This is a genomic window from Lysobacter sp. (assembly GCA_013141175.1).
Lineage (GTDB): Bacteria > Pseudomonadota > Gammaproteobacteria > Xanthomonadales > Xanthomonadaceae > Lysobacter_I.
The window spans coordinates 3473799-3492894 of sequence record JABFRN010000001.1 but is presented as its reverse complement, the minus strand read 5'-3'; the positions used below and the strand labels follow the sequence as shown (position 1 = coordinate 3492894).

At 64.0% G+C, this 19096-nt stretch carries 25 protein-coding genes; 14 read left to right on the top strand and 11 right to left on the bottom strand.

Going from position 1 to position 19096, the window contains the following annotated elements; all coding sequences use genetic code 11:
* Positions 1–13 precede the first annotated feature (13 nt).
* The 5 genes from HOP03_15410 (at position 14) to HOP03_15390 (ending at position 2929) form a co-directional block, all read left to right on the top strand.
* Positions 14–655, top strand: coding sequence for an SCO family protein (locus tag HOP03_15410; protein NOT89548.1), 642 nt, complete (start codon positions 14–16; stop codon positions 653–655).
* Positions 656–1498, top strand: coding sequence for a phosphatidylserine decarboxylase (psd, locus tag HOP03_15405; protein NOT89547.1), 843 nt, complete (start codon positions 656–658; stop codon positions 1496–1498). It abuts the gene before it with no gap.
* Positions 1499–1707: 209 nt separating this feature from the next.
* The gene (locus HOP03_15400) at positions 1708–1962 is read left to right on the top strand and encodes a hypothetical protein (GenBank protein NOT89546.1); all 255 of its coding nucleotides are present in this window, start codon (positions 1708–1710) and stop codon (positions 1960–1962) included.
* A gap of 66 nt (positions 1963–2028) precedes the next feature.
* Entirely contained in the window at positions 2029–2586 is a 558-nt protein-coding gene (locus tag HOP03_15395; GenBank protein NOT89545.1) for a DUF2939 domain-containing protein, read from the top strand.
* A gap of 157 nt (positions 2587–2743) precedes the next feature.
* On the top strand, positions 2744–2929 hold the full coding sequence (locus HOP03_15390) for a hypothetical protein (GenBank protein ID NOT89544.1): 186 nt from the start codon (positions 2744–2746) through the stop codon (positions 2927–2929).
* 30 nt (positions 2930–2959) lie between these two features.
* Here HOP03_15390 and HOP03_15385 read toward each other — a convergent pair whose 3' ends face one another.
* The 7 genes from HOP03_15385 to HOP03_15355 all read right to left on the bottom strand — a co-directional run bounded on the left by HOP03_15385 (position 2960) and on the right by HOP03_15355 (position 7099).
* Positions 2960–3574 carry a redoxin domain-containing protein gene (locus tag HOP03_15385; protein ID NOT89543.1) on the bottom strand — a complete coding sequence of 205 codons (615 nt, stop codon included), beginning with the start codon at positions 3572–3574 and terminating at the stop codon, positions 2960–2962.
* Between the two features lie 2 nt (positions 3575–3576).
* Positions 3577–4089: a hypothetical protein gene (locus HOP03_15380; protein ID NOT89542.1), complete on the bottom strand. Its 513-nt coding sequence runs from the start codon at positions 4087–4089 to the stop codon at positions 3577–3579.
* Positions 4090–4130: 41 nt separating this feature from the next.
* Positions 4131–4922 carry a hypothetical protein gene (locus HOP03_15375; protein NOT89541.1) on the bottom strand — a complete coding sequence of 264 codons (792 nt, stop codon included), beginning with the start codon at positions 4920–4922 and terminating at the stop codon, positions 4131–4133.
* 79 nt (positions 4923–5001) lie between these two features.
* Positions 5002–6012 carry a hypothetical protein gene (locus tag HOP03_15370; protein NOT89540.1) on the bottom strand — a complete coding sequence of 337 codons (1011 nt, stop codon included), beginning with the start codon at positions 6010–6012 and terminating at the stop codon, positions 5002–5004.
* Between the two features lie 127 nt (positions 6013–6139).
* Complete coding sequence (locus tag HOP03_15365; GenBank protein NOT89539.1) at positions 6140–6322, bottom strand: hypothetical protein; 183 nt, start codon at positions 6320–6322, stop codon at positions 6140–6142.
* 109 nt (positions 6323–6431) lie between these two features.
* A complete protein-coding gene (locus HOP03_15360) occupies positions 6432–6629 on the bottom strand; it encodes a hypothetical protein (GenBank protein NOT89538.1) in 198 nt (65 codons plus the stop codon).
* A gap of 281 nt (positions 6630–6910) precedes the next feature.
* Positions 6911–7099, bottom strand: a complete 189-nt coding sequence (locus HOP03_15355) for a hypothetical protein (protein NOT89537.1) — start codon at positions 7097–7099, stop codon at positions 6911–6913.
* A gap of 407 nt (positions 7100–7506) precedes the next feature.
* Between HOP03_15355 and HOP03_15350 the strand changes: the two genes are divergently transcribed.
* Entirely contained in the window at positions 7507–9354 is a 1848-nt protein-coding gene (locus HOP03_15350; protein NOT89536.1) for an ATP-binding cassette domain-containing protein, read from the top strand.
* Between the two features lie 63 nt (positions 9355–9417).
* Positions 9418–9792: a hypothetical protein gene (locus HOP03_15345; protein NOT89535.1), complete on the top strand. Its 375-nt coding sequence runs from the start codon at positions 9418–9420 to the stop codon at positions 9790–9792.
* Here the strand turns inward: HOP03_15345 and HOP03_15340 are convergent, their stop codons facing one another.
* The gene (locus tag HOP03_15340; GenBank protein NOT89534.1) at positions 9793–11310 is read right to left on the bottom strand and encodes a transglycosylase SLT domain-containing protein; all 1518 of its coding nucleotides are present in this window, start codon (positions 11308–11310) and stop codon (positions 9793–9795) included. It abuts the gene before it with no gap.
* A 270-nt stretch (positions 11311–11580) separates the two neighbouring features.
* On the opposite strand from HOP03_15340, the gene HOP03_15335 reads away from it, so the two are divergent.
* From HOP03_15335 to HOP03_15320, 4 genes are all read left to right on the top strand, one after another.
* Positions 11581–13092: a DUF853 family protein gene (locus tag HOP03_15335; protein NOT89533.1), complete on the top strand. Its 1512-nt coding sequence runs from the start codon at positions 11581–11583 to the stop codon at positions 13090–13092.
* Between the two features lie 43 nt (positions 13093–13135).
* On the top strand, positions 13136–13651 hold the full coding sequence (locus HOP03_15330) for a hypothetical protein (protein ID NOT89532.1): 516 nt from the start codon (positions 13136–13138) through the stop codon (positions 13649–13651).
* 23 nt (positions 13652–13674) lie between these two features.
* Positions 13675–14178 carry a transcription elongation factor GreB gene (gene greB, locus HOP03_15325; protein ID NOT89531.1) on the top strand — a complete coding sequence of 168 codons (504 nt, stop codon included), beginning with the start codon at positions 13675–13677 and terminating at the stop codon, positions 14176–14178.
* A gap of 81 nt (positions 14179–14259) precedes the next feature.
* Entirely contained in the window at positions 14260–14814 is a 555-nt protein-coding gene (locus HOP03_15320; GenBank protein ID NOT89530.1) for a hypothetical protein, read from the top strand.
* Between the two features lie 150 nt (positions 14815–14964).
* Here the strand turns inward: HOP03_15320 and HOP03_15315 are convergent, their stop codons facing one another.
* From HOP03_15315 to rimO, 3 genes are all read right to left on the bottom strand, one after another.
* The gene (locus HOP03_15315) at positions 14965–15258 is read right to left on the bottom strand and encodes a hypothetical protein (protein ID NOT89529.1); all 294 of its coding nucleotides are present in this window, start codon (positions 15256–15258) and stop codon (positions 14965–14967) included.
* A 111-nt stretch (positions 15259–15369) separates the two neighbouring features.
* Positions 15370–16173, bottom strand: a complete 804-nt coding sequence (locus HOP03_15310) for a DUF3025 domain-containing protein (GenBank protein ID NOT89528.1) — start codon at positions 16171–16173, stop codon at positions 15370–15372.
* Between the two features lie 15 nt (positions 16174–16188).
* Complete coding sequence (rimO, locus tag HOP03_15305; protein ID NOT89527.1) at positions 16189–17553, bottom strand: 30S ribosomal protein S12 methylthiotransferase RimO; 1365 nt, start codon at positions 17551–17553, stop codon at positions 16189–16191.
* Positions 17554–17696: 143 nt separating this feature from the next.
* Here rimO and HOP03_15300 point away from each other — a divergent pair, with 143 nt between their 5' ends.
* Genes HOP03_15300 through HOP03_15290 form a run of 3 tightly spaced genes read left to right on the top strand, consistent with a single transcriptional unit; the run spans position 17697 to position 19091 of the window.
* Positions 17697–18359, top strand: a complete 663-nt coding sequence (locus tag HOP03_15300; protein ID NOT89526.1) for a dienelactone hydrolase family protein — start codon at positions 17697–17699, stop codon at positions 18357–18359.
* Positions 18356–18793, top strand: a complete 438-nt coding sequence (locus HOP03_15295) for an HIT domain-containing protein (protein ID NOT89525.1) — start codon at positions 18356–18358, stop codon at positions 18791–18793. The genes HOP03_15300 and HOP03_15295 overlap by 4 nt, the downstream gene beginning before the upstream one ends.
* A gap of 46 nt (positions 18794–18839) precedes the next feature.
* A complete protein-coding gene (locus tag HOP03_15290) occupies positions 18840–19091 on the top strand; it encodes a hypothetical protein (GenBank protein ID NOT89524.1) in 252 nt (83 codons plus the stop codon).
* Positions 19092–19096: the final 5 nt, after the last annotated feature.

Sequence of the window (19096 nt, the reverse complement as noted above, 5' to 3'; positions counted from 1 at the left end):
AGACATCGCCACGATGTTCAACCGCACCACTCTCCTGATCCTGCTGGTCGCGCTGGCGACCGGCGCCGGGCTCTGGGCCGCCGAATACTTTCTCGGCAGCCGTACCGCCGCAGGCCCCGAGCTGCAGACCGTCCGCCTGCTGACGACTCCGCGCGAGCTGCCGGGATTCACGCTGCGGCAGTCGGATCGGACCCAAATGGTCCCGGGCGAGCTGCACGGACACTGGACACTGGTCTTCATCGGCTTCACCTACTGCCCGGACGTGTGCCCGACGACGCTCGGCGAACTGGCGCAGGCGCAGGCGCGCTGGGCGGCGCTGCCGGAAACCACGCGACCGCGGGTCCTGTTCGTCTCGGTGGATCCGGAGCGCGATTCGATCGAGAAGCTCGGCGAATACGCCCATGGCTTCCACAAGGACACCCTCGCCGCCACCGCCGACCTGCCGACGCTGGAGGCATTCGCGAAATCGCTGTCGCTGGTGTTCGCCAAAGTACCGCTGGGCAAGGATGCCCCGCCCGATCAGTACACCATCGACCATTCCGCCGCCGTGGTGGTGCTGGACCCGCAGGGCCGGATGGCCGGTGTGATCCAGCCGCCGCTGAAGCCCAAGGCCATCGCCGAGGACCTGATCGCGCTCACCGGGGCAGGCAAATAAGTGGGGCTGATCACGACTCTCACCTACGTCCTCCCGCATCGATGGATGTCTTCGGCGGCACGCCGGCTGGCGTATTCGCGCAATCCGGCCATCAAGCAGTGGCTGATCGATACCGTGACCCGCAAGTTCAAGGTCGATCTGGATGAAGCCGCGGAACCCGACCCCCGCGCCTATCCGACCTTCAACGCCTTCTTTACGCGCGCACTCAAACCGGACGCGCGCACGCCCGACGCCGATCCGCGCGCGCTGTTGATGCCGGCAGACGGCCATATCAGCCAGTGCGGCGACATCGTCGAAGGCCGGATCTTCCAGGCCAAGGGCCAATCCTTCACGGTCGCCGAACTACTGGGCGACGAAGCCGCCGCCGCGCCGTTCGCCGACGGCGTCTTCGCGACCGTCTATCTCTCGCCGCGCGACTACCACCGCGTGCACATGCCCTGGGCCGGCACGCTGCGCGAAACCGTGCACGTCCCGGGCCGGCTGTTCAGCGTCGGCACCGATGCGGTGAAATCGGTGCCGCGACTGTTCGCACGCAACGAACGCCTCGTCTGCCATTTCGATACCGACTTCGGCCCGATGTGCCAGGTGATGGTCGGCGCCCTGCTGGTCTCGGGCGTGGAAACCGTATGGAGCGGCGTCGAGATCCCGGCCTACGGCGACCGCATCACCCGCAAGGACTGGCGCGGCCAGAACATCGCGCTGGACCGCTTCGCCGAGATGGCGCGCTTCAACTACGGCTCTACCGTCATCGTGCTGCTGCCCAAGGGCGTGGCGAAACTGCCGGACATCCTGAAACCCGAAACGCCGGTGCGACTCGGGCAAACGCTGGCGAGCGTGAACTGAGTCGCACATCGGACACGCAGCTCCAGAACGGGCAGCGGTCGCTGCCAAAAACCTGTCACTTCTTATAGCCTGTGCCGATTGATCTTGTCCTGCCATAGCGCTTAAGTTCCAATCAGCCGGCCGACATGTTTGACGGCTGACCAGGGAGCGCGACACCCGTCGCGCAGGGGCGACGCGATCCGCAAGGGTCGCACGACAAGGAGAACGACATGCGTCGCAAGGGCACCATCAGCATCATCGATCCCGACCAGGGCGCCGCCGCGATCCTGACTGCGGATTCCGGTTACACCATCATCGAACTGGACCCCGACTGGTCGGTCGAGATCGGCGATCAGATCGAGTGGGACAACGGCGACGGCCTGGGTTTCGAGACCTACGAAAACGTGAGCAAGGGAACGAGCGGCGATGTCTTCGTCCAGAATCACGAGGTGAGCGAACAGTCGCTTCGGTTGCAGTTCGGGTAACGGTCGGGGCATCGAGCCGTCGTTGCCGCTAGACTTGCGTGGGCGCCCGTCGCGCCGGAGCCGCGCATGAACCGGATCGCCCGACTCGCCATCGTCGCCCTCGGCGTCGCGTTCTGCGTGTGGATGTATTTCGCGCCGCATCTCACCGTGCGCTCGATGCGTCTGGCTGCAGAGCGCGGCGACGCTGAAGCCTTGGCCGCTCATATCGATTTCCCGGCACTGCGCGAAAGCGTCAAACGCCAGCTTGCCGACGCCATGGGCGAACGCATCGGCGGTAGCGATGGCGCCGACGCATTCGGTGAGCTGGGCGCCCGCCTGGCGACCGCGATCGCAGACCCGATGATCGATGCGATGTTGTCGCCACAGGCGCTGTCGATGATGTTCACGGGAGGCGGGCTCGCCCTCGACGGATTGGCGACCGCCGGCATCCGCAATGCGGACGGCAACCGCGAGAGCAGCAGGCATCTACCGCAATGGCAGGCCGAAATGCGCTACGAGGACTTCAATACGTTCGCGGTCAGGCTCCATCCCGACGACGATGCCATCCCGCCTTCGACCTTGATCTTCAAACGCGAGAAACTTCTGTTGTGGAAGTTGTCGGGCATCGAGATGGCCGCCTTCTGAGCCACGGCGCGAAGCACGAGACCCGACAGGTTGTTGAACGTCTCCCCGCCAAGCCTTGCTTGGAGGCAGTGTTCCCAAGAATCACGGCCGGACTCAACGGCAACGAGGTTGCAGCCCAGCAAGCAGGATGGGTTGAACGTAGCGATGCCCATCCTGCTTGCTGCACGACGCACATCACGACGTCGTCGCCGATCGCATCGAAACCTGCACGTTTCTCGTCACCCCTGCGATGACCGGCGGTCGCATCGTCTGCCGCGCCGCGCGCCCCGAGACGATGGACGCAGTGATCGACAAGTTGATCGAAACCGGCGCGTTCGATACGTCGCCATCGAAGAGCGGTTGATTCGTCCGCAGGCATGCGTCGCGGCCGGTTTCAAGTCGCCGATAAATTCGTACCGGTAACATCCGCATCAATCGATTCCGCATCGCCGATCTGGTCACGGAAACTCAACCAGTTCGCATCGCCGATCAGGTCGCTGGCCTGCACGACCCGCGTCGCATCGACGAAGATATAGAACGGTGCCGAGTATTTCGGGTTGAGCATGCGCATGTCACTGTCGCTCACGCGCAGCGCCCGCGATAGCAAGCCGGTGGATTCGAAATAAGCGCGCAGACGTCGCTCGCGGCCACTACTGATCACCCACAGAGCCACGCCAGTCTCTTCCATCAGCGGCTGCATGCGCCGCAGTTCCGGCAAACGCTCCAGGCACGATTTGCAGCCGGGGCTCAGAAACACCAGTACCGTCGCCTGTTCGGCCAGCAAAGTATCCGCATCGACACGGCGGCCATCATCGAGCATCCGCGCCCGAAAGTCCGGCAAGGCGACACCGATCGGCACGGTGTCCGGCAATCGCGCATGAGCCAGTGCGCCGACCAGCGTAGTCAGGCGCAGGCTAAGGAACAAGTTGATCGCGACCAGCACGGCCAATGCGACCACCAGCAAGCTGAGCAAGGTGGAATCGAGCGGAACGAAGACGCTGTCGAACATCGTCACAAATCCTCGCCACGGATACGCAGCAGACCTGCGATCTCGCGCAGATGAATCGAAAGAAGGAAGAACATCATGGCCACCATGACGATCGCCACGGAGGCGGGCGCATCGAGACCGCCAGAAGCGCTCGCGATACCGGTGGCGGAAGCGCCGTACAAACCGAAGCCTGCAGCCGTGATGAACAGCAGATTGCGTATCAGGTCGACAACGGAAATGCGTTGCTGCGACGCGCCGAAACAGTTGCAGCGCACTGACAGGCCTTTCGCCAGCACCAGCACGACGACCGCGGTGAGGAACACGAACAAACCGAATGCCAGCATCAAGCCCGCGCGCGACAACACGCCGCCAGCAAGCATCAGCAGCGCCGCCGACCACTCGCCGACCAGGATAGAAGCTGCGGCGAGCAGGCTTCCACCGGCCTTCAAGGGCGGGAACGATTCGTCCAGACTGTTGCGGAAACTCCCGAAGCCCATGCTCTTGCCGACGGCTGCGGCCAGCAGCGCGATCACCACGTACCATCGACAGCATTCCGCAAGATAGGATTCGACGCTCATCACGCGACCTCGAACACGTCCCAGTCGCCGGGCAACATGTCCTGTTGACGCGTGCGTACCCAGCCGCCGTTGCGGGTGGCGATGAGCGCATCGCACCAGCCGCGCGCATTCGTTTTCCGCGTTTCCGGGCCCATGCGTGTGCGCAATTCGCGCGCGATCTCCCACGCCGCATCGGTCAGGGTTGGATCGTTGCGCACGTTCAGCCCGATCGAGGCCAGGTCCTCTCCGGTCAAAGTGTGATCGTGCGCGTGATAACCGAACAGCAATGTCTCAACGACAGCGGTGCGTTGCGCTTCAGGCGTTTGCGACATATGCAAACAAAGCAACTCCTCGCCGATCTGACGTACAGCGAGCGTGCTGCGATAAAACGCAGCAAGCGTTGCCGGTGCGATGCTGTCGCAGAGCAGGGGCAGAGCACGTTCACGCGCTTCGGATTCATCCAGACCGAACCAATCCTGCGCCATTTTCGGAAACATGCGGATGTCCTGCGCCGACATCGCGGTCACCTCGCCTTGGGCATCGCTACCGTGAAGGTGCGGATCGATGGGCGAGAACATCGCCATCGGCCCAGTCACGATCTCATGCGCGGCGAGCGCCATCACCGTGCCCGCCGATTGGCAGTGGTGCGGCACGATCAAACGCAGACGATCGGTGAACCGGTGCAGCAGGAGGCCGATCCGCCGCGCCACCGCGACCTCACCGCCGCGGCAATACACGATCACATCGAGGCGAGGCGAGTGGCCGATGTTGCGCAGCGTGTCGTACAGCATGGGGAGGAGTTCGGCGTCCAAATGGGTCGCGCCGAAAATCAGCGCGCGACTCTGGCCATCGCGCTCGAACAGTTGCAGTTGCGGGAATGCCGACATGGTTTCAGCCTTTGCGCTGCGCGCCGTCGACCAGGCAATCGGTCACCGCATCCAGCATGCGCAGCTCGGGCACCAATTGCTCTACGAAGAGGAATTGCCCGGCAGGATTGTTCTCGAGGAACACATACTCGCCTCCGGGCGTGAAGATCAAGTCGATGGCGCCGAACTTCAAGCCATAGCTGTGGATGAAGTCGCGACAGCGGCGTTCGATCTCCGGCGGCAGCCGTTCCGCTCTGTAATCGATTTCCGCCGAAAAATCGCGATAGTCGGTGCGTGTGCGTTCGTCGCCCTGGGAGTCGATGCGTGCCGCAAACACGTGGCCGTCGATCACCGTCACCCGAAGCTCGTGCTGTTTGGGGATATATTGCTGAAAAAAACCAGGCAGCTCGCGCAGGGCGTCGAGCATGTCCTCGTGCTCATCGGTGATGATGGTCGTTGCGAGATTGGGCACGATGCGATCGGCGACATCGACGTCGTCCGCGCCCAACGACGGCGACGACAGCGGTTTGAAAATGATCTCACCGCCGACCGCGCTGCGGAAGCGGCGCACGGCGTCGCCATCGTTGGTCACCAGCGAGAGCGGCACGCGGAATCCAAGTCGCGCCGCGCGGCGCAGTTGCTCGCCCTTCCACATCGCGGCCTGCGACGCCATCGGATGATTCATCCAATAGCCGTCGATCGTCAGCAACAGGCTAGTGAGGATGTGCTTGGTCTCCTCGATCGCATAAGCGCGCTCTTGCGGGCCGAGTTCGCCATCGCTCAAGAACATGAAATCGCCGGACTTGCGCGTCCATACACTGCCGATGTCGGCCATCGATACCACGGCTTTCGTAGGCAGATGGCGCATGACACCGATCGAGACGCCATCGATCTGGCGGACATCCAATTGGTAATGCGCTGGAAACTGGTCCAGGTTGAGACGGAAGACGCCCGCGTCGCGCGCGAGCAATCGTTCAACGACCAGATCGGCATGCAGATCGCCGCTGTGGGTGATGACCAGGATATGTTTATTCATGCATGGACTGGGGGATGTGTCGTCGCGAATCGTGAAGCGCGATAGCGATCTCGCGCAAAAAACACGGGCCCCGCGATGCGGGGCCCGGTTGCCGGCGTGTGGGGATCGCTCGGCCGCACATGGTGTCTCAACAATAAATGCCGCCATCCCGGCGATACGGGAAGGCCCTGTCGGCGCGCGCGTCGGGGCCGCTGCAACCGGCGACCGCAACGCCGTCGCGCATTTGCCAGGCCTGCTGCTTATCGGTCTTCTGTTTCGTATCCGCAGCCAATTTGAACGCGAACGACTTGGTTTTGTTGTCCGTTTGCATGTCTTTCTCCATGTTCATGGTGTTATGGGTCGAATCGATGTGGTGAACGATGGTTCGTTCGAGACCGCCGTTTTCGCGACGGCGGCGCCGGAACTTCAAGCCGGCCGAGTCAGCACCAGTAGCCCTTGTCGCGACCGCGATAGGTGCCCCAGATATCGTAGGATTCACGGAAATCGCCTTGACGGGTCGGGTCTGTGCAACCGGCGACCGCGACGCCATCACGCACCTGCCACTGCTTCTGATCGGCCTTCGCCTCGGTCTTCTGGGTCGAGGCGAGTTGGAAAGCGAACGTCTTCTTGTTCTGCATGAAGTCACTCCTTGTTGGTTTTTTGGGTGTTGCTAGGCAAGGTCTGAATATTTCATCCTGGAGTGATTCAGACGTCGCAGACTCAGGCCAAGCCCGAGTCTGCTCCCGCCGGATCGATCACTTGCGCGATCGATCCGCGAGCGCGCCATCCCTGGCGCGCGGAGCCTCCGAATTGTTCTGAGGCTCCCTAGGGAAGGGAGCAACCTCACATTCGCATAGCACGCGTCGACGCAGCGTTAACGTGAATGCGATAGGCCCGCGTCGGGGCCCGTTGCGTGTTTTCAGCGCCAATACCTCCTATCGGAACCGCGCCAGCATCGATGGACGCGATGCAAGGCCTGGTTGGTCGGGTCGGCGCAGCCTGCCGCAGCCACGCCAACACGGGCCTGCAAGATCTTGTGATCGGCCTTCGTGTCGACCTTCTGCAACGAGGCCAATTGGGAAAGCGTAACGTCCTGATTGTTCTGCATGACGGCAGTTCCTTAGACAAATTGAAGATTGCGACGTAAGCGGCAGGGCCTTGCCCCGATGCTGTTATCCATTCCGGTTGCCACCGCCGACAACTCTATTCTGGTTGTTAACATGCTGTACCGATAAGGTCAACTCCCTTATCCGCGGATTCAATACCCGCGCACGTTCGTTCAGTGTGCAGGCTGGTCCTGATGGCGTTGCAGCCGATGGAAACGTGATGATCGGCGCGCTATGGTCGAGCCGGTCGTTCGCCAAAGCGTGCAAGGTTCGCCGGTGTCGCGCCCAGCTTCGAACGTCCACCATTGCCGCAACGCAACATGGTGCGCCCTAGGGCATGACGGTGGTGCTTGAGTGTGCGTGGCGACCGCGCCACACTTCGTACTCCCCTTTGGCAACACAGGATGCGATGACCAACGACGACACCATCACGACGCAGCAGGCGACGCCCACCGCCACAAGCGATCTACGCGCGCTGTGGCCACTGGTCCATCGACATCCTTGGCTGTTCGCGATCTGGTTGATCTCGCTCGCCGTGGCGACCATCGCGACGCTGACCTTGCCGGTGGCTTCGGCGCAGTTGATCGATGGTGGCTTCGCGCAAGGCGACCCGTCCCGGATCGATCGCGATTTCCTCGCCTTGTTGGGCATCACTCTGGTGTTGGCGTTGGCCGGCACCGCTCGCTATATCTTCGCGGCGCTGCTTGGCGAACGCGTGGTCGCCAGCTTGCGCGAGCGCCTCTACGTGCGACTGCTCACGCTGGATGCCGCTTTCCACGACCGCAACCGCAGCGGCGAGCTGGTGTCGCGACTGACGTCCGATGTGGAATTCCTGCGTTTCTTGTTGACCTTTGCGATCTCCGGGCTGCTGCGCAGTACCGTGATGACGATCGGTGCGATCGCGATGCTGTTCGCGACCAACGCGCAATTGGCGTTTTATGCGTTGCTTGCAATCCCGCTGGCGGTATTGCCCAGCATCCTGGGCGGGCGTCGCTTGCGCGGTCTTGCGCGCACAGGTCAGGACCGCATCGCTGATGCCAACGCGCTCGCCAATGAAACACTGTCTGCCGTACGCACGGTACAGGCGCATGTGCGCGAGGATCATGAACACGGCCGTTTCGCCGCCATGTTGGAAGCCGCGCTATCGGCCGCGCGCCGTCGTATCCAGGCGCAGGCCGCGCTCACGGTGGTAGCGGGCGTTCTCGGCAGCGGTGCGATTCTGTTCGTGCTTTGGCTCGGCGCGCACGATGTCGCGGCCGGACGCATGAGCGTGGGGACGTTGACGCAATTCGTGATGTACGCGTTGCTGGGTGGCGATGCGGTGAGCGGCTTGGCTGAAGTCTGGAACGACGTTCAGAGGGCCAGCGGCGGCATGAGCCGAATCACCGAATTGCTGGCGCAACGCGCCGCGATCGTCGCGCCAACGAACCCGGAACGATTGCCGCAGCCGGTTCGCGGCGACATCGTTTTCGAAGATGTGACTTTCCATTACCCGCAGCGCCAGGACACGCCATCGCTTGAACGCTTCAGTCTACGAGTGCGTCCTGGCGAAACCGTGGCGTTGGTCGGCCCTTCCGGCGCCGGCAAGAGCACGGTGTTCTCGTTGTTGCTGCGATTCCACGATCCCGGCGCAGGCCTCATCCGCGTGGACGGCGTGCCGTTGACGCGCTTGGATCCAGCTGAATTGCGCGGTGCGGTGGCGCTTGTGCCGCAGCAGCCGACGCTGTTCGCGGTTTCGGCGCGCGACAACATCCGCTACGGCAATCTCGCGGCCGATGAGGCTGCGTTCGAGGCGGCGGTGCGGGCGGCGCAAGCCGCCGATTTCCTCGCCGCGTTGCCGCAAGGCCTGGATACCGATCTGGGTGAGCGCGGCTCGCGGCTATCGGGCGGTCAGCAACAGCGCATCGCGATCGCGCGCGCCTTGCTCAAGAACGCACCGATACTTTTATTGGACGAAGCGACCAGCGCACTCGATGCCCATAGCGAACATGCGGTGCAGCGCGCATTGGAATCGTTGATGCACGGACGCACGACGCTGGTGATCGCGCATCGTCTGGCCACCGTCCTCAAGGCAGATCGCATCGTGGTGATGGATCGCGGCCGTATCGTCGCCGAAGGCACGCATCAGAGCCTCATGGCGCAGGGCGGGCTGTACGAAGAACTGGCGTGCCTGCAGTTCCTCGATGGCAGCGATAGCCGTCGCAACCGCGATGGATCGACGCTGGTCGCCGATGCCGGGATCGTGGCGCCCGCTTGATCGTGCGCGGCGGCATCAAACCGATGACGCCCAACAGACCTCTACACCACACTGGAGCGCGGCATGGAATTCCTGTTGGAACTGCTCGGCGAACTGCTGATCCAGATCGTCGTTGAATTCCTGGTCGAACTGGGCATCCATTCGATCGCAGAGCCGCTCAGGAAACCACCGAACCCCTGGATCGCCGCGATCGGCTATGCGCTGTTCGGCGCTGTCGTCGGCGGACTGAGCCTGCTGGTCCTTCCCCACAACCTGGTGCCGGAGGCATGGCGGATCGCGAACATCGTCCTGACTCCGCTGGCGGCGGGGTTGGCGATGATGGCCATGGGTCGCTGGCGTGCGCGACGCGGCGACACGCGTCTGCGCATCGACCGCTTCGGCTACGGTTATCTGTTCGCGCTGGCGATGGCGCTGGTGCGCTACCAGTTCGCGTCCTGATCAGCCGCCGCAGCCCTGCAACTTCAACCGCTGGCCCGGCCGCACCGTATAGCGCGGACCCTTGATGCTGTTGGCCTTGGCCAGATCGCCCAGATCGCATGAATACTTGCGCGCGATCGACACCAGCGTATCGCCGCGTTCGACCTTGTGCTGGCGCGCGGCTTTGGGCTTCGGCGTGTCTTTCGGCTTGGGTTTGCCCTGCGCCGGCGCTTCGGCAGGGGCCACGGTGCCGTCCACGCCGGTGGCGGTGGCGACGACCGATTCGAGCGGCCCGACCCTGACGATGGCCGCGCTCACTTCGCTCTCGACCAGCCGCTTCGCCAGCTCGGCGCGCTCGCCCTGGACGCAATAGCGGTTGTACAGGCCGGCGATCTTCACCGTGGCATTGAGCGTGGTGCCGCTGGAGATCCAGCCGTCCGCTTCGAAGCGCGGGTTGAGGTTGCGCAGCGCGCGCATGTAACCGTCGCGGGTGCCGCCGTTGCCCAGGCAGATCGTGAGCTCGTAGATGGAAGTGGCGCGGACGAGGCGGATCGTCGCCGGTTTGGCGTCGATCTTCGGAAAGCTCAGGCCGTATTCCTTCGGGTGCAGATACAGCCAGGCCGCGGCGATCACCATCGGCACGTAGTCCTTGGTTTCTGCCGGGAACTGGTTGTAGACCGATTCGTCCCAGAAGCTGCGGTCCGGATAGGCGCGGAACACTCGCAGCGCACGGCCCTCGCCGCCGTTGTAGGCGGCCAGCCAGAGTTCGATGTTGTTGCCCAGTTCGGAATAGCGCTCATTGAGATACGACGCTGCCGCATCGGCCGAAGCGCGCGGGTCGTAACGGGTATCGAAGCCGGTGCCATCGGGCCCCAAGCCGAAGCGACGCCCGGTCGCAGGCATGAACTGCAGCAGGCCGACCGCGCCGACACGCGAACCGATGTGGACACGCCCGGTGGATTCCTTCGCCATGATCCCGAACAGCAGCGCTTCGGGCAGGCCGTTGCGCTGGAACGATGGCGCCATGAGATGACGCAGGTACTGGTAGTTCTCATGGCTCTGCACCAGCGACACGCGCATGTCGGTGAGCCAGCGGCGGATGCCCGCCTGCACCGCCGGATTCATCTGCACCATGTTCACGAAGCGCTGGCCATCGGCACTCAACAGCGCCGCCGCCTCGGCCGAACTCGGCACGTTGCCGGTGGCGAGCTCGGTATCGATGAGCGCTTGGCCGTCTTCGTCGCCGCCTTCGCTGGCGACCCGCGCGTCGACATCGGTCTTCAACAGGCGCTTGTAGCTGGTCAGCAACTGCGACATCGGACAGTTCTTGACCTTGACGCAGGCGGCGATCACATCCTCCATATCCTCAAGCGCCGCGTTGCTTTCGAGCAGGCCGGTGGGGTCGTTGTTGTCGATCTTGATCAGCGCGTCGCGATACCGGCCCTCGGCAGCCGCCATCTTCATCTTCATGGCGTCCAGATCGCGTTCGCGGCGCGATTGCGCCTGCGCGTCGCGATGGGGGAACACCGCCAGCACCATCAATACGAACAGGCAGGCCAAGCGCAGGCACGGGGAGAGACGGGCCAAAGGCCCGGAAACAGCAGCGGATTCGGACATGAACAACAGCGACACCGGCGGGGAGCTGCAGGGTAGCCCCCGGGGCCGATGCGGGCAACCCGCCGAAGTCGGGGGCCACATCGAGGTTCAGTGTCGAAGCCCGGCACCTGCCCGGCACCACATCGATGCGATCGCACGCACGCATCGACCCGATCCCGAATAGAATTCCACGATCCACTCCGAGGACCCTTCATGGACCCCATCCTGGTCGGCAAAGCCGTCACCACCGACACCAGCGGCAACGTGCATCTGCTGCCGAAGTTCGGCAATCGCCACGGCCTGATCGCCGGGGCCACCGGTACCGGCAAGACCGTGACCCTGATGACGCTGGCGGAAGGATTCTCGCGGATCGGCGTTCCGGTGTTCCTGGCCGATGTGAAGGGCGATGTGGCCGGCCTGGCCACCGCCGGCGCCATGAACGAGAAGATCCAGCAGCGCCTCGCGCTGATGGGCAACCCCGATTACCGCAACGAGGCCAACGCGGTGGTGTTCTGGGACATCTACGGCAAGCTCGGCCACCCGGTGCGGACCACGGTCAGCGAAATGGGCCCGACCCTGCTCGGCCGCATCCTCGAACTCAACGACACCCAGGCCGGCGTGCTCGACATCGTGTTCAAGCTGGCCGACGACCGCGGCCTGCTGCTGCTGGACCTGGAAGACCTGCGCGCCCTGCTCGGCCTGGTCGCCGAGGAGCGCAAGGACATCTCGACCAGCTATGGCCTGGTCAGCACCCAGTCGATCGGCGCGATCCAGCGCGCGCTGCTGCGGCTGGAGCAGGAGGGCGCCGAGATGTTCTTCGGCGAACCGGCGCTCGAACTCAACGACCTGATGCGCACCAATACCGATGGTCGCGGCGTGATCAACATCCTTTCCGCCGACCAGCTGATCCTCAAGCCGAAACTCTATTCGAGCTTCCTGCTGTGGCTGCTGTCGGAGCTGTTCGAGAGCCTGCCGGAAGTCGGCGATCTGGAAAAACCCAAGCTCGTGTTCGTGTTCGACGAAGCACATCTGCTGTTCGACGATGCTCCGCCGGCCTTGCGGCAGCGCATCGAGCAGGTCGTGCGCATCATCCGTTCCAAGGGCGTCGGCGTGTACTTCTGTTCGCAGTTCCCCGACGACGTGCCGGACGATATCCTCGGCCAGCTCGGCAATCGCTTCCAGCACGCGCTGCGCGCGTTCACGCCGCGCGACCAGAAAGCGGTGAAGACCGCAGCGCAGACCTTCGTCGCCAATCCGGCGCTGGACGTGGCCAAGGCCATCGGCGAACTCGGCACCGGCGAGGCGCTGGTATCGACCCTGCAGGACAAGGGCATTCCGATGCCGGTCGAACGCACGCTGATCGCACCGCCGCGCTGCCGGATGGGCGCGATCACCGAAGCCGAACGCGCCCAGGTACGCGCCGGCAGCCCGGTCGGCACCCGCTACGACACCCGCATCGACCGCGAGTCCGCCGCCGAAATGCTGGCGAAAAAGATCGAAGCCGCGCCCGAACAGGCCAAGGCCCCGCCTGCCCGCACCCGCGCGCAGGACGATGCAGAGGGAGGTGGTTTCGGTCAATCGGTCAAGGATGCGGTGTTCGGCACCAGCCGTCGCCAGGGCATGGTCGAAACCATGGCCAAACAGACCGCGCGCACCGTCGGCAACCAGCTCGGCAAACAGATCCTGCGTGGCCTGCTCGGCGGCATTTTCGGCGGCAAGCGCTGACGCGATTCATCCATTCACCCTCCGACCAATCGAGATCCCAACGATGACCTCCAGAACGTCCGCTCCGCTGCTGTGGCTCGCCCTGCCCCTCGTCCTGTTCGCTGCCGGCTGCCAGAAGGATGCCGCCGAAGAAGCCGAAGCGGCTTCGGCCACCGAAGTCGCCGCGGAAACCGCGGTCGAACCGGCCGCCGACCCCGGCCTCGATGCCCGTACCGTCGAGCCGCCTCCGCCGCCGGCGCCGGTCCCGGGCACCGATGCCGCGATCATCGAAGATCACTCCACGCCGATCGCCGCCGCGCCCACCTTCGATACAAAAGCCTTCGACGGCCGCTATGTCGCCGACAACACCACCCTCGACATCAATGCCGACGGCACCTACGCACTGAGCATCGACGGGAACGCCACCGACGGTACCTGGACGCTGCAGAAGGGCGGCAAGAAAGTCACGCTCGATCCCAACAGCAAGGGCGAAACCGATCGCCAGCTCGATATCGAGTCCAACGACAGCGTCAAGATCGTCGGCGGCGCCACGCTCAAGCGCCAGGCCGACGCCAAGTAAGCGCCCCTCGATACGCGCCCAGCATGTCGCGCTGGCGGCCTCCGGCCGAAAAAAGCACGGCCCTCATCACCCGCGAGGGCCATGCCCGGCTCAAGGCCGAACTCGACGATCTCTGGCGCGTGCGTCGCCGGGATGTGGTGAAAGCCCTCGCCGCCGCTGCGGCCGAGGGCGATCGCTCCGAGAACGCCGAATACATCTATCGCAAGAAGCAGCTCGGCGAGATCGACCGCCGGGTGCGCTACCTCTCCAAACGCCTCGAAGCGCTGCGCGTGGTCGACACCGCGCCCAGCGACCCGGAGGCGGTGTTCTTCGGCGCCACGGTCGAAGTGGAGCACGCGGTCAGCGGCGAGAGCAGCCGCTACCGTATCGTCGGCCCCGACGAAACCGACGCCAGACTCGGCTGGATCAGCATCGACTCGCCGCTGGCGCGCGCCATGTTGAAAAAGCGCATCGACGACGACTTCGAGGCGCAGTTGCCGGATGGGCCGCAAAGATTTTTCATCGTCGCAGTCGAATACCTCGCCTGAAGACGCAAACACCGGATTGTGCATGTTGCAAAGGCAGGCCCACGGCGTAGGATCGACGCCACCACCGCCGGAGTCGCCGCCATGCGCCGTCTGATCGCCACCGTCCTGCTCGCAGCACTCGCCCTGCCCGTGTCAGCGCATGATGCGCCCACTGCTCCAGCTGCCGCAAAACCGCATCTCCTGGAACGCTTCAAGTCGCTGGCCGGCGAATGGAGCGGCGCGGGTCTCGACGGCAATTCGATGCCGGACACCAACGTCAGCTACACCGTCACCGCCGGCGGCAATGCAGTGGAAGAACTGCTCTTTCCCGGCACCTCGCACGAAATGCGCACGCTGTACGTGCGCGACGGCGACGACGTGGTGCTGGTGCACTTCTGCGCCAGCGGCCATCACCCGAAAATGCGCGCCCGCGATACCGGCGGCGATCGCGTGGTGTTCGACTACGACGGCGCAATCAATTTCGACCCCGCCAAGGCCGGGCATATGCACGACGCCAGTTTCACCTTCCTAGGCCCGGACGAACTGACCACACGCTGGCAGTTCTGGGACGGCGGCAAACCGTCCGAACACGTCGCGAACCTGCATCTGAAACGCGTGGTGATCGAACCGATGGAGCTTGTTGATCCGCCGCGTTGAGGCGGGGCGAGTACGCTCACTGATGAAGCGTTTAGTCGTAGCCCTGTAAAGCCAAGGCCCGCACAGACTGGAAATCAAGCGGTCCGCCAAGGCAGCACGCTTTGCGGCGGGACCGATGGCAACCTCTTCGTGATCGATGCGCTAGTCAGTTCAATCCCCCAGCACCTGCCTCGCCGATTCCGGCGGCAGCGCGGCGAGCGCGCGTCTGGCGACGTTTTCGGCATTCGCCTTTCCGGTCGCGCCGACCTGCACGCCCAGGAACGCGCCGACCACGGTGCCGAGGAAGGTCGTCAGCGAACCGATGAGGGCGGTGATGTCCGCCGGCTCCCATGCGCCGTTGCCGGTCAGGAAGAACGCAAGACAACCGATCACCACCAGCCCGAACAGCACGATCCACATCGCGCCGCCGAACTTCAGTTCTTCCGAAACAGTCGATTCCACCATGTCGCTACTCCCTGTCGTGATTGTGCGAATCACTCTGGCAGACCGCATCGATGGTCCCGGCATCACTCCGGGCTCAGCGTCGGGCCGTTGCGGAATATCTGCGGGTCGCGATCACAGCGGCGACGGATACACCCGCCCCGCGCGCGCCGGCTGAAAGCATTCGGCCTCGGCGTAGAACGCGGCATCCTGTCCGGGATACCAGCCGGGAATGCCGGCCAACGGCAGTGGACGCAGTTCCTGCGGGTCGTTCAGCACACGTCCTTCGGCGATCGCGCGCGCAATCGCAGCGATGCAGGTTTCGTCGTCGACATCGCCCTGCACCACCAGGCATTTCCCGACGAGCAGCAATTCCGGCACCAGCGCGTGCTCCAGCAGCGCATGGCCGATCACTGCGGCGATGCGCAGATCGCCCGATCGCCATGCGGATGCATGCCGGTGGAACAGCGCTGACCAATCGTGCCGGTCCCACAGCGCGAGCAGTGCCGGATCGCGCACGCGCACGATGACGCCGGCTTCGTCGAACTGGGTCAGCGCATATTGCGCGCGGTTGCGCTGTACGGCGCCCATCGTGGCGATATGCGCGACCTGCCGCGCATTGAGCACCTGTTTGATGGCCGGATAACGGCACCAGATCATCGCGTTGAACAGGTCGTGCCAATTCTCCGCGCGGGTCGCGATGGCATGGCGTTCGGCAATACGGACTTCATAGTGCAGGCCGTCGTCGAGCAGGCTTTGGTCCTGCTGTACGAATCTTTCGTGTGCGAATGGCATCGCATCGTTCAACCGCGCCAACATCGGCCAATCCGGCGATGCCAGCCAATCATGGAAGCGCGAGAGACCCGCGAAGACCGGATGCGCGAAGACCGCGGCATCCAGCCCGCTTCGCGATGGCGCGATGAACCGGCGTTTCGCCATGCCGATCGGAACCGGTCAATCGTCGATCAGGACTTCGCCGTACAGATCGTGCTCATCGTTGCCCATGATCCGCACATCGACGAACTGCCCGGGCCGCAGACCGGCTTCGAGGCCGTTCTGGATCTGCACCAGGCCATCGATCTCCGGCGCATCGGCCATCGAACGGGCGATGGCGAGATCGCCGTCGACCGCATCGACCAGACAGCGCTGCACGCTGCCGATCTTGTCGGCGAGCTTGGCTTCGGAGATATCCGCCTGGCGTTCCATGAAACGCGCCAGGCGTTCCTGCTTCACTTCATCGGGCACCGGACCGGGGAGCGCATTCGCCGCAGCGCCGTCCACCGGCGAGTAGGCGAACGCACCGACGCGGTCGAGCTGCGCTTCGTCGAGGAAATCCAGCAGTTCCTCGAACTCGGCTTCGGTTTCGCCCGGAAAGCCGACGATGAAGGTGCTGCGGATGGTGATGTCCGGCGCGATGTCGCGCCAGCGCTGGATGCGTTCGAGGGTCTTGTCGACCGCACCCGGACGCTTCATCAGCTTGAGCACGCGCGGACTGGCGTGCTGGAACGGGATGTCGAGATAAGGAAGCAATTTCCCGTCTGCCATCAGCGGAATGATGTCGTCGACGTGGGGATACGGATACACGTAGTGCAGGCGTGTCCACAGCCCGAGTTCGGACAGACCTTCGCACAGCGCCTTCATCCGCGTCTGGTACGACTTGCCGCGCCAGGTGCGCTCGGCGTATTTCACGTCCACGCCATAAGCACTCGTGTCCTGCGAAATCACCAGCAGTTCCTTGACGCCACCCATCGCCAGTTTCTCGGCTTCGCGCAGCACATCGTCGACCGGGCGCGAGACCAGATCGCCGCGCATCGACGGAATGATGCAGAAACTGCAGCGATGGTTGCAGCCTTCGGAAATCTTCAGGTAGGCGTAATGCTTCGGCGTGAGTTTGATGCCGATGTCATTGTCGTCCGCACGCTTCAATACCAGGTCCGTGAACGGGTCGTGCTGCGGCGGCAGCGCCTTGTACACGGCCGCCATCACGCTCTGGTAATCCTGCGGACCGGTGATCGCCAATACGCCCGGATGCACTCCACGGATCTGTTCAGGGCGCTTGCCCAGACAGCCGGTGACGATGACCTTGCCGTTCTCGGCCATCGCCTCGCCGATGGCGTCCAGCGACTCGGTCACCGCCGAGTCGATGAAACCGCAGGTGTTCACCACCACCACGTCGGCATCGTCGTAGGTCTGGACGATGTCGTAACCCTCGACCTTCAGCTGGGTGAGGATGCGTTCGGAATCGACCAGCGCCTTGGGGCAACCGAGACTGACGAAACCGACCTTGCGACCGCTGGAAGACACTTCGGGTGGAGACATGGGCACGGTCCGGGAGCCGCGAACGGGCTCCGCAAGTTGAAAAACGGGTGCGAAGTATAGCCTCCTGCCCCTTGCCGCCCCCGTTGCCCACGTCTCGCGATGGCGGCGTTAGGATGGAAGCCCCGAGACCGCGAGACCGACCCATGGGCGAGTGGATTCCATTGACGACGCCTGCCGGCCCGGTTCGCGGATGGTTGGCTCGGCCTGAACAGCCCCCGCTCGGCGCGGTCGTGGTCGTTCAGGAAATCTTCGGCGTGAATCCGCACATCCGCCGGGTCACCGACCGGTTCGCGAAGGCCGGTTTCACTGCGATGGCGCCCGCGCTTTTCGATCCCGTGCAGCCCGATGTCGAGCTTGGCTACGACGACACCGGCGTCTCGCGGGGGCGCGACCATGCCGCCAGCCTCGGTTTCGAGCGCGCGCTGCAGATCGTCTCGGCAGCCGCGCGCTGGCTGCGCGAGTCCGGGCACCGCGTCGGCGTGGCCGGTTTCTGCTGGGGCGGCACCGTGGCGATGCTCGCCAACACCCGTCAGGGCCTGACCTCGGTGACCTACTACGGCGGACGCAGCGTGCCGTTCCTGGGCGAACCGGCACGCGCGCCGATGCTGTTCCATTTCGGCGAAAACGATTCACTCATTCCGCCCGAAGACGTGCAGAAGCACCGTGAGCACCATCCCGACGCCACCGTTCACATCTACCCGGCCGGCCACGGTTTCAACTGCGACGAGCGCCACGACTACGCCCCCGAATCCGCCGCGTTGGCCTGGGAACGCACCACCGCTTTCCTGAAGGAGCACCTGCGATGAGCCGCCATTCGCATCATGAAGTCCACGGCTGGCATCTGCATCCGCAGCTCGCCGACGACACCCACCCGCTGGCCCAGTTCGCGCTGTGCGAACTGCGGCTGATGGACGACGCCAATCATCCGTGGCTGATCCTCGTGCCAAGGATCGAGAATGCGATCGAACTGGTCGATCTGGATACGACGCAGCAGACGCAATTGATGCAGGAAATCGACCGCGCCAGCCGCGCGCTGCAGGCTGCTGTGAAACCGCACAAACTCAACGTGGCCGCGCTGGGCAACATGGTGCCGCAACTGCATGTGCATGTGATCGCGCGCTTCCAGGACGATATCGCCTGGCCGCGCCCGGTCTGGGGTACCGCCAGCGCCCAACCGTACTCGCCGGAACTGCTGATCGCGCGCGTCGAAGTGCTGCGCGATGCGCTGGAAGCGCACTGACCGCGCACGGACTCCATCCCGACACCAACCACATCGAGGACACTGCATGGCCATGCCACCACGCCTACCGCCGCAACCGCCCCCGCTGATCAAACTGGGCATGTGGGGACTGAGTTCGCGCGGCATGGCATTGGCGTTTTTCTGGAGCTGCATCGCTTTGGGCTTGCTGTCGATGCTGGTCGCCGTGGTATTTCCATGGGCATTGCTGGGCACATTCAACTTCATCGGCGCCTGGTGGTATTGGGCGGTGATCCGTTGGGTCGATCGCAACAACGGCCGCTGGCCGGGCTTCGATTGAACACA